At 66.4% G+C, this 2385-nt stretch carries 3 protein-coding genes; 2 read left to right on the top strand and 1 reads right to left on the bottom strand.

Annotated elements, in window-relative coordinates; genetic code table 11:
- Positions 1-134 precede the first annotated feature (134 nt).
- Positions 135-515 (top strand): peptide deformylase, encoded by a 381-nt coding sequence (locus ACFPP6_RS36350; protein ID WP_382051127.1) that lies wholly within the window; start codon positions 135-137, stop codon positions 513-515.
- 45 nt (positions 516-560) lie between these two features.
- A complete protein-coding gene (locus tag ACFPP6_RS36345) occupies positions 561-1067 on the top strand; it encodes a hypothetical protein (RefSeq protein ID WP_382051126.1) in 507 nt (168 codons plus the stop codon).
- A 63-nt stretch (positions 1068-1130) separates the two neighbouring features.
- On the opposite strand, the gene ACFPP6_RS36340 is transcribed toward ACFPP6_RS36345, so the two are convergent.
- Positions 1131-1799, bottom strand: a complete 669-nt coding sequence (locus ACFPP6_RS36340; RefSeq protein ID WP_382051125.1) for a hypothetical protein — start codon at positions 1797-1799, stop codon at positions 1131-1133.
- Positions 1800-2385 lie beyond the last annotated feature (586 nt).

Below are 2385 nucleotides of genomic sequence, written 5' to 3'. Positions count from 1 at the left end.
AAGCCCATCAGGACAGGTAGCTCCACGCACTGAACTGGTCCCACTGGCGCAGACACCACCAAGCCACCGCCCGCCGCTGCCACTATCAAAGAAGAGCCAGCTCAGGACACGAATTCTCACTGGAGTACTAAGGCATGAGTATTGTGGGCCCGCAGGTCGGCATCGGCCGCGCAGCGGCCGTTGTCCAGCCTGCAGACCTGCCGCCGAGGCGATCGTCCTGCTCACCCGCATATCACCTGCTGATCGGAGGAAAGGACGAACAGTACGAGGGCTGCTCGAGCTTCTTCGACGTCCGTGGCATGGTCCCCTGGCCCTTGATGACCACGGTCGCTGCTACCGCTCTGGATGGCACTGACGTCACTACGGTGTACGAGCGCGGGATCGCCCGGCTCGTCGCCCACGAGATGGATCACCTCGGCGGCCTGTTCCATATCGCCCGCATGCGGCCCGGCGTCGAACCGATCCCGGTCGAGGAGTGCTGGCAGACCGGCCGCGCGTGGGCGTGCGAGCAATAACCCGTCACCCGTGCCCTGCGCTCGGCCAGGCTCGTTAGACCCTGTGTGACTGACGAGCTGAGCGCCACCGCGCAGCGTACCTGGTCTTTCTCCACTATCGCCATGCCCCGGATGCGGGTCGCCGAAGTCATCCATCAACCGGACCCCGACGCCTACAGCGACCTCGTCCGTAACGCGTTGGCCTCCGGTTTCGCCTGGGGCTGTGAGGTGATGCCCGTGGTGACCGCCGTCGTCCATGTAGTTGGCGGCTGCTTCCACGCGCTGACACTGACCGGCACCAACGCCGTAGTGGCCCCCGAGGAGCCGGTGCCGCTGTCCTCGGCGTGGTTGAAGGCGGCTCTGGACTCCCTGGAGGCGGTGGTCATAGTGGTGCCGCCCGGCACCTTTGATGAGGAGAAGCTGGAGCAGGCCGATCGCACCGACGACGCCTATGCCGCCCACCGCTCCGCACTCAACGCCGTACGGACCGGCGGCCGCCTGCTGTGGGCCGCCGCCCGCATCCGGCTCGACCAGCCACCGGTCGGTGCGTCATTTGCCGGGCCGGGGCGGTGACGGGCCCTGGTACGGTTTGCCACATCCCGCCGCTGGACGACCGTCCAGTACCCTGGAAGATTTTCAGCTGTTCCCGGGGGCATTGGTTGTCTGGCGATGATAGAAGCGCTGGAATTTCCGGACGGAGGAGCTGTCCGACGTCACCCACAGTGGCTTCTCCAGTGGCCGTATCCAGCGCAGGGTCTCGCGGTCGGCGCGGGTGTTGCGTCGTACGGCGAGCCAGACCAGGGCGGCGAGCAGTCCGTTGAGCGGCCACAACGGGAGGTCAGGGCCGAGCTTGCGGATGCGATGCGCCAGGTGCTGAAGGTGACGCTGTTGGTGACGGGGCTCGCGCCGAGGATCGGGGTGAAGGTGGGGCGGTCTTGGTCGATGTCCGGGCCTGTCTGAGACCGGAAGACCATCGCTGCGAGCTCGGCCATGGTGCCCAGGGCGTGCGGCGGTCGGCTGGATGCGGGACTCGAAGTGGGGGCCTGCGTTGCGCATAGGAACGTACTCCGTTGGCTTGCGTGCCTGGTGGTTGTAGGCCCAGTGGGCGAGGTCAGCCACGTGTGCGTTGATCGAGAGCAGGTCCACGTTGAAGACGGACACCTGCCAGGGGAGGGTGACGTACCGGCGCTGGTCGTCCGCGAGGGTCACCGTATCCAGCGGGTGTGGCACGGACATCGCCTGCGGCTCTAGACCGGCCTCCCGCCGCACCTCAGCCGGCCTGGACTTCAGGTAGAGGCGCACCATCGGATATGAGATGTCCTCAGCTCCGTGCTCGTCGACCAGCCGGTCGAAGACCCGCTGAGTGGTGTGCCGCTGCGCAGCATCCCGTCGATCAACGGCTAAATGGGTCCAGCCGTGACTCCCGCTGCCGCAGCGACTTCCGAGGCCCGGGCCGCTGCCCGTCCAGAGCCCGGCGGACCGACCGGCCACGTGACGTTGTACTTCCGCTGCAAAGCCTGCTGCGACAACCCCTCGCGCTGATGATCACGGCGTATCGCGGCGCACAGATTAACCTCGACTGCGACTTCCCCATCAGGCCCTCTACGACAGAAGCACTCCCCACCGTCCCCCAGCAAGCCCCCGAGTGACGTCAAAACAAGCCCATATCGCAACTTGGTCAGAACACGACTCCCGCGGTCACATCGACACGACTTCCGTCCCCGGTTACGAAGCCAGCCCTCGGTCGGGAGCGCAGGCGCAAGCCTCGGGGCTGTAAAAGGAACGGTGTAACTCCGATCATGGAGGATTGCACCTGTGACCAGCGAGAACACAGTCGAGGCAGAGTCCGGGACCGTGGCCGTGGAGGCGGCGCTGCCAGCGGCGGCGGACG

The organism is Streptomyces aureoversilis (assembly GCF_042657885.1).
GTDB lineage: Bacteria > Actinomycetota > Actinomycetes > Streptomycetales > Streptomycetaceae > Streptomyces > Streptomyces aureoversilis.
Note: the sequence above shows the minus strand (reverse complement) of the source record. Positions and strands in the feature narration are given on the sequence as shown.